Raw genomic sequence first — 7,480 nt, 5'->3', positions numbered from 1 at the left:
CCAAAGTTAAATTTAAACACATGCGAGGAGCTAAGATTGATATGGTCCGCCCGGCACACCCCATCCCCATATAGGCATCGGCATATCAGGCGGTTCTTCTAATTTATCCAGCTTAGAATTGTTCACAGCAATACGGGTTCCCCATTCCAGGTAAGCCAAAGAGGCTGATCGGAATTCGGGATCGTCCGGCAATTCAAGTTCATCAGCTGTCTGGAGCAAAAGCTGCATCCATCGTAGCCGGTGCTGTTGGGTCAGGTGTTTCGCTAAATGATGACGGATCATCACAAAATGGCTTCCTTCGCTTTCACTGTATATCTTTGGGCCACCCAATACCTCTGACACAAAATGAGCTACATGCAAACGGTGTTCCTTTGACATGTGCTTAAACAAGGTTTCCAAAATATCGTCCGCCAGTACCTTGTCATAAAACTTGTCAAAAAGTTCCAGAAACATCGGCATGCCGCCAGCCCATTCCATGCGATTTAAGCATATAATGTAAACTCCTGATGCTCATTGTTTAGACGAATTCTGAATTATTCGCTTTTTATTTCTGTGATAAACATTTGCCTTAAAATTAATGTTTAATCCTTACAAATCAATGTTATGGGAGATATGACAGATTACTCACCCGACGAAAGCAATAAATCAAAGTTAGGTACAACCCGGCGTGGATTTTTATCCCAACTGGGCGTTGCCGGTGCCAGCTTAACCCTCGCTCCATTACTGGTACGAGCGGCCGGAGACTCGCAAAAAGGCGAAGATATTGCTGCGGCACCTGCCGAAATAACCTCGGTTAGCCTCACGATCAACGGCAAAACGCAAGTACTTAACCTGGATTCCAGGGTAACGCTTTTAGATGCTTTGAGAGAAAAACTTGGGCTTACCGGAACAAAAAAAGGATGCGATCATGGTCAATGTGGCGCTTGCACCGTTTTGGCAGACGGCCGTCGCATTAATTCCTGCCTGACCTTAGCAGGTATGTGTGAAGGTGCGGAGATCGTTACTATTGAAGGATTGGCCAAGGGCGAACAACTCCATCCCATGCAGGAGGCTTTCCTGAAACATGACGGTTTTCAGTGCGGTTATTGTACGCCGGGTCAGATCTGTTCCGCCGTTGGTTTAGTTAAGGAAGGTCATGCTAAAACAGACGCGGAGATTAAAGAGCTCATGAGCGGTAACATTTGCCGCTGCGGCGCTTACCAGAATATTGTAGCAGCTATTAAAGAAGTTCAAAACGCTTAACCCGCAAAATTATGGAACCATTTAAACTAATCAGGGCGCAAGATAACCTGCAAGCCATACATTCAGCGGGAATCAAACAATCCAAATTTATAGCTGGTGGTACTAATATGCTTGATTTAATGAAGTTGAATATCGAGACGCCTAGGCAGGTAGTTGATATCAATAAATTGTCGCTATATAAAATTGAAGAAATGCCGGATGAAGGTGTCCGAATTGGTGCGCTTGTAAAAAACAGTGATTTGTCCTATAACCCCTTTATCAAAACGCATTTTCCGATGCTTTCTGAGGCATTACTTTCTGGGGCGTCCCCTCAACTAAGGAACATGGCTTCTACTGGCGGTAACCTCATGCAGCGAACAAGATGCCCCTATTTTTACAATACAGACTTTGCCTGTAATAAACGTTTACCAGGTTCGGGTTGTGCTGCTATTAACGGTTATAACCGGATGAACGCGGTATTAGGTACCAGTGACCAATGTATTGCCACACACCCATCAGACATGTGCGTAGCACTGGCAGCCTTAGGGGCGATTATTTATGTGCAAGGGGCAAAAGGGATAAGGACCATTCCTTTTGCTGATTTTCACTTGTTGCCTGCTCAGACCCCACATCTGGAACATAACCTGAGGCAGGGTGAACTGATTACTCATATCGAAATTCCCGCCCTGCCATTTGCCGCTAAATCGCATTACTTAAAAGTACGCGACAGGGCATCTTACGAATTTGCACTTACTTCGGCTGCAGTTGCATTAGATGTTCAGAATGGAATTATCAGGCAGGCCAGAATAGCATTAGGTGGTGTAGGAACAAAGCCATGGCGGTCCCTGGATGCTGAAAAAGCTTTGATCGGTGCGTCGGCTACTGAGAGCACCTACAAAAGAGCGGCTGATTTAGCACTGGCAACGGCAAACCCTTATAAGGACAACGCATTTAAAGTGGAATTGGCTAAGCGTACATTGGTACGCGCCTTGAAAACCGTGGAGGGCCTATCATGAACGAATCACTTGGAAAACCTATTGATCGTGTCGAAGGCCGCTTGAAAGTGACCGGGGCGGCCACCTATGCAGCGGAATATCAAATCAAAAACCTCGCCTACGGCGTGCCGGTTTTGAGTACGATCACCAAAGGCAGGGTTAAAAGTATAGATGTACAACAGGCACAAAAAATGCCGGGTGTTATTGGCGTCATGACCAGTGAAAATTGCATGATGCTGCATTCCCCAGCAGGATCTGACCCCGGCAGTGGCAAATTCGCCGAGAAGGATCTGTTGCCCCTACAAAATGACAGGGTGCTTTATGGGGGCCAATATATTGCGGTAGTGGTTGCGGAGACGACAGAACAGGCAGAGCGGGCTGCCGCTTTGATCGGAGTAACCTACGAAGAACAAAAGCCCGCCGTAGGATTTGAAAATCACTTTGCTACGGCTTATCAGCCGGGCTCTGGATTGGGTGGGGCCAAAACGCAGGAAAAAAGAGGTGATGCTGACGCGGCCATGAAAACCGCTGCCGTGACCACTGATGAAACGTATACTACACCCGTGTACAGCCATACGGCCATGGAGCCTCATGCAACTATTGCGGAATGGAATGGTGAAAAACTAACAGTTTATGATGCAACGCAATCTGTTATGGGTGTACAGGCATTATTGTCAACTATTTTGGGGATACCCAAGGAAAACACGCAAGTCTACGCACTATACATCGGCGGTGGTTTTGGCTCAAAGGGATTTACCTGGGCCAATACTTTATTGGCACCGATGGCCGCCAAACAATTTAACCGCCCGGTAAAAATTGAATTAAAAAGGCAGCAGGTATTTTCGGCCGCCGGCAGGCGCACCCAAACCCAGCAAAAGATTGGATTAGGAGCTGGTACGGATGGTAAACTCGTTTCTGTTAAACACGATACCATTTCGGAAACGTCTTTTGTGGATGAATTTGTGGAAACGGCAGGGGTAGCCACACCCATGATCTACAGCAGCCCGAATGTCGAAGTTAAACATAGTTTGGTAAGACTTAATCGCGGCACGCCTTGTCCAATGCGGGCACCCGGGGAGTCGGTCGGTACCTATGCGCTTGAAGTGGCTATGGATGAAATGGCGCGTAAGCTAAAAATGGATCCTATACAGTTTCGAATTGCCAACCATTCAGATATGGATGAGCAGAAGAAAAAGCAGTTCTCCTCCAAATACTTAAAAGAGTGTTATCTGCGTGGCGCGGAATCTATAGGCTGGAATGACCGAAACCCTGAGCCGGGCCAAACCAAACAAGGTAATTTATTGGTTGGCTACGGCATGGCAACTGCCACTTATCCGGCAAACCGCAGCGCATCCTCTGCAAAAGCGACATTATATGTTGACGGCCATGCTGAGATTTTATGTGGAACACAGGATATTGGCACAGGCACCTATACCGTAATGACGCAGGTTGCTGCCGATGCGTTTGGCTTACCCGTTGAAAAAGTCAAAGTTAAGCTTGGAAATAGTTCTTACCCAAAAGGTGCACAGTCAGGTGGTTCGCAAGTATCGGCCAGCGTTGGTCCGGCCATCAGGGCGGCTGCGTTGGGCGCTATGAGTAAAGTAATTAAAATAGCTATTGCTGATCATAAGTCGCCATTATATGATAAAAAGGAGGAGGATATAATGGCAGGCAATGGCCGCATCCATTTAAAGGACAATGCGAACGTCGGTGAAGCTTTGGTAGACGTTTTACGCCGAAACGGAATGGATAAGGTTGAAGCGCAGGCAAAGACTAATGTTTCAACCCGTGCGCAGCAATCTACCACTGCGCCGGATGGGAGCCCTGAGGCAAAAATAGAAGAAGAAAGCAAAACCAACGCTGCTGTACAGGCTGATGAGAAAACTGAACGTAAGGATTATGTTTTTCATTCCTTCGGCGCGCAGTTTGCCAAAGTGTTGGTTGATCCGGACCTGGGAACGATCCGGGTAGAGAAGATTGCCAGCATAATGGATATCGGCACGGTAATGAATTTGAAAACCGCGACAAATCAGATTATGGGAGGGATTATTTTCGGTATGGGCATGGCCTTAATGGAAGAAACCAAATATGATCCTATTAACGGCCGTATCGTAACAAGGGATATGGCTCAATATTTAGTTCCGGTAAATGCAGATATCCCCGAAATCGACGTGCAATTTATTGGGAAACCGGACCCTTACATTTCACCTATTGGAGCCAGGGGAATCGGAGAAATAGGTATAACCGGTATGGCGGCTGCAATTGCGAACGCAATTTATAACGCCACGGGTAGGAGGGTAAGAGATCTGCCGATAACACCAGACAAACTAATCTGATGGTTTTTTAAATTTTGTAAAGTCGTCAGGGTTGGGCGGTATAGCGGCACGCTAAAGGTAAGGAATGGACAGTTTAATAGTTTAGAAATGTAGCACTCATCATTCTTCCTGTTGCGAACCGTCTTTAACGGTCATGCTTAATTCGGGACGGGGTTGTAAACGCCTTTAGGTTGCTACAGCCGCCAGCTCCTCATCGTGCTTGCGCATCGCTCGATAGTATGCAGCGGTACGGGATCAACATTAACAGAAGACCTAATTGATGTTAAGAAATATACATAGCGTAACGACAAGATCAGTGCAGAGAAGAGGCAACAACATCCACTTCGACCTTTTGTCGTCAATAGCTTTTGCTATTGATGGTGCTCATGACATGAACTAACTAACCTCCGACAAACCAGGGGCTTCAAATGTTGTTAGCATATTATGAAAATTACGCTAACCATATCTTTCGTTTTGCTGGCCATTGTTATAAAAGCACAGGTTCGGCTAATAGAGGTTGCGTCGTTTGGTCAAAACCAGGTGATCGGCTGTAAAGTTTCCGCTTCAGGCCGATTATTCGCCGGCTTTCCCAAACATGAACCTTTTTTATATGCATTGGCTGAAGTCAAGAATGGGAAGCGGACACCCTATCCGGATCTTGTCTCACAGGGCCGTTTTAAAAATGTACAGGACCTGTGGACCGATGAACAGGACAATCTTTGGGTGTTAGATGCGTCTCCTGCAGTAGCCGCAGCTGCACCTGGTGCTGACAGCAGGAAAATAACAGGTGATTTCAGTTTATATGAATATAGCCTGAAAACCAATAAATTAATTCAGGTTTACACGTTCGACGATTTGGATAAAACCCATAGTGCTTTGAATGATGTCCGTATCGATCATTCACGTGAATTGGCCTATCTGTCGGATCCCGGTCTGTGTGCAATCGTCGTCCTTGATCTGAAAACAGGAAAAAGCCGTTTGGCTTTGCAGAATCATCCTTCTACAAAAGCCGATCCAAACTTTACTTTGCGCCTGGACGATGAGGACGTCATCGACGATAAACGAAAGCGTTTTTCCTCTAATATAAACGGAATTGCTTTAACGACCGATAATCAATGGTTTTATTACCGGGCAATTAACCAAACCAAGTTGTACCGCATCAGTACCGAAGCGTTAGCCAGTGGAAAAACCGATGGAAAAGTAGAACTGATTGCCGAAACCGGGGTTTGCCATGGCATGACAGCAGACAGCAAAGGAAATATTTTTTTAAGTGATTCACCAAACAACAGCATTACTTACGTTGATTCAAAAGGTAAACTCAACACGTTAGTAAAAGATCCCCGTATTAGCTGGCCGGATTCGATGGGTATCAGTCCCGACGGTTATCTTTATTTCAGTTGTTCTCAAATGAACCGGCTCCCTAAATTTCATCAGGGTGTGGACAAAACCGATTATCCATACAGGATTTATAAAGTCAAACTTCCATAGGACAGGCTGGTGTCAATATTTTATAAAATGAGTTCAGATAGTTAATTTAAGGGAAACATATGAAAATAAGGTTCACCTGGATCATCGGTTTTCTTTTGTTATTCGCAGCTTGTAGCAAAATCACGGGCCATTAGCCCTTTTTAAGCAGCAGTCACCGCATGATAGTTACGGTCAGCATTTAAATGATGCGGGCCTGGGTAATACAGCACTCGGCCGGAAATGGCAGGAGCAGGCCCGGAAAACCTTGCTCAAGCCATTAGCTATTGAATTGCCCTACCAGGAGACCGGATATTTCCCGGTGATAAGCCGACGGCATCCGGTTATTCCTTTGGCTTGAAGAGAGGTCAGAAAATAAATTTACGGATCACGAAAATGCCGCAGCAGTTTACCATCTATGCCGACTTATTTATGGATGGCAGCCTGATTGTTTCTGCGGATAGTTCCGGCTTTGATTTTGAAGTCAAAAAGACAGGTACCTATATCCTCCGTTTGCAACCGGAATTGTTGCAGGGCGGGGAATATACCATACAGATTACAATTGGTCCGTCGCTCCGTTTCCCGGTATCAGCATCAGGACATGCAAAAATCGGAGGTTTTTGGGGAGAGGGACGGGATGATAATTCACGTCAGCATGAAGGCATTGACATCTTTGCGCCAAAAGGAACTCCGGCCCTGGCCGGCGCAGACGGCACTGTGACCAATGTAGGAGAAAATAAACTTGGGGGATTGGTTGTCTTTATGCAGCCGGAAGGACAGGACTATAGGTTGTACTACGCGCATCTTGAAACGCAGCTTGTCCATAACGGCCAGCGCGTGAGGGCAGGGGATACCGTTGGATTGATTGGTAATACAGGCAACGCCAAAACAACATTTCCACATTTGCATTTTGGCGTCTATACAATGAGCGGCGCTATTGATCCTTTATTGTTTGTTAAACCTGTCACAGAAAAACCTGCACCGGTAACCGCTAACGTGAATAATTTAAATAAGATGTATCTCATCAACAACATTCCTGTCAACGTATTGGCAGCGACGAAGAACCAGTATAAAGTGAGCGACCCGGCCGATGAAACATCCCTGGTGCCCTGCCCGTTCAGTAAAACCGACTGGCTGCAGATCATTGATGATCAAGTATAAGGCAGCAGTTTACGACAAGCCGGATACGACAGCGTCAAGGATTACCAATATTGTACCCGGGCGGAGTGTATTACTTATCGGTGTCTATAAAAATTTTAAACTGATCGCAGTGGATGGTGCTGAGGGTTGGGTTTATGATAAAAAGTAATGCCGTATTAACAGCACATTTTAACCGGCTCCCTCAAACATGAGACGAATTATTTCTATAGCTCCATTTTCTGATCCGATCCGCCTCCCCCCCCCCTTCTTTTTCGCTACTTTGAGCTAAGCATAAGTTCAAAAACTCTGTCATATCGCCCGCTGATGAATATACCGCTAAAGCCT

7 protein-coding genes are annotated in these 7,480 nt (G+C 46.0%); 6 read left to right on the top strand and 1 reads right to left on the bottom strand.

Going from position 1 to position 7,480, the window contains the following annotated elements:
* Positions 1–30: 30 nt before the first annotated feature.
* Complete coding sequence (locus tag GSY63_RS00180; protein ID WP_166583827.1) at positions 31–477, bottom strand: group II truncated hemoglobin; 447 nt, start codon at positions 475–477, stop codon at positions 31–33.
* A 135-nt stretch (positions 478–612) separates the two neighbouring features.
* Between GSY63_RS00180 and GSY63_RS00175 the strand changes: the two genes are divergently transcribed.
* The 6 genes from GSY63_RS00175 to GSY63_RS00150 all read left to right on the top strand — a co-directional run bounded on the left by GSY63_RS00175 (position 613) and on the right by GSY63_RS00150 (position 7,304).
* The gene (locus tag GSY63_RS00175; RefSeq protein ID WP_166583826.1) at positions 613–1,242 is read left to right on the top strand and encodes a (2Fe-2S)-binding protein; all 630 of its coding nucleotides are present in this window, start codon (positions 613–615) and stop codon (positions 1,240–1,242) included.
* A gap of 11 nt (positions 1,243–1,253) precedes the next feature.
* Positions 1,254–2,237, top strand: coding sequence for an FAD binding domain-containing protein (locus tag GSY63_RS00170; RefSeq protein WP_166583825.1), 984 nt, complete (start codon positions 1,254–1,256; stop codon positions 2,235–2,237).
* Positions 2,234–4,552, top strand: coding sequence for a xanthine dehydrogenase family protein molybdopterin-binding subunit (locus tag GSY63_RS00165; RefSeq protein WP_166583824.1), 2,319 nt, complete (start codon positions 2,234–2,236; stop codon positions 4,550–4,552). The genes GSY63_RS00170 and GSY63_RS00165 overlap by 4 nt, the downstream gene beginning before the upstream one ends.
* Before the next feature lie 423 nt (positions 4,553–4,975).
* Positions 4,976–6,019, top strand: coding sequence for an L-dopachrome tautomerase-related protein (locus tag GSY63_RS00160; RefSeq protein WP_208094409.1), 1,044 nt, complete (start codon positions 4,976–4,978; stop codon positions 6,017–6,019).
* A 372-nt stretch (positions 6,020–6,391) separates the two neighbouring features.
* A complete protein-coding gene (locus tag GSY63_RS00155; RefSeq protein WP_166583823.1) occupies positions 6,392–7,156 on the top strand; it encodes a M23 family metallopeptidase in 765 nt (254 codons plus the stop codon).
* Positions 7,143–7,304, top strand: coding sequence for an SH3 domain-containing protein (locus GSY63_RS00150; RefSeq protein WP_166583822.1), 162 nt, complete (start codon positions 7,143–7,145; stop codon positions 7,302–7,304). The genes GSY63_RS00155 and GSY63_RS00150 overlap by 14 nt, the downstream gene beginning before the upstream one ends.
* Positions 7,305–7,480 lie beyond the last annotated feature (176 nt).

The organism is Mucilaginibacter agri, assembly GCF_009928685.1.
Taxonomy (GTDB): Bacteria; Bacteroidota; Bacteroidia; order Sphingobacteriales; family Sphingobacteriaceae; genus Mucilaginibacter; species Mucilaginibacter agri.
Note: the sequence above shows the minus strand (reverse complement) of the source record. Positions and strands in the feature narration are given on the sequence as shown.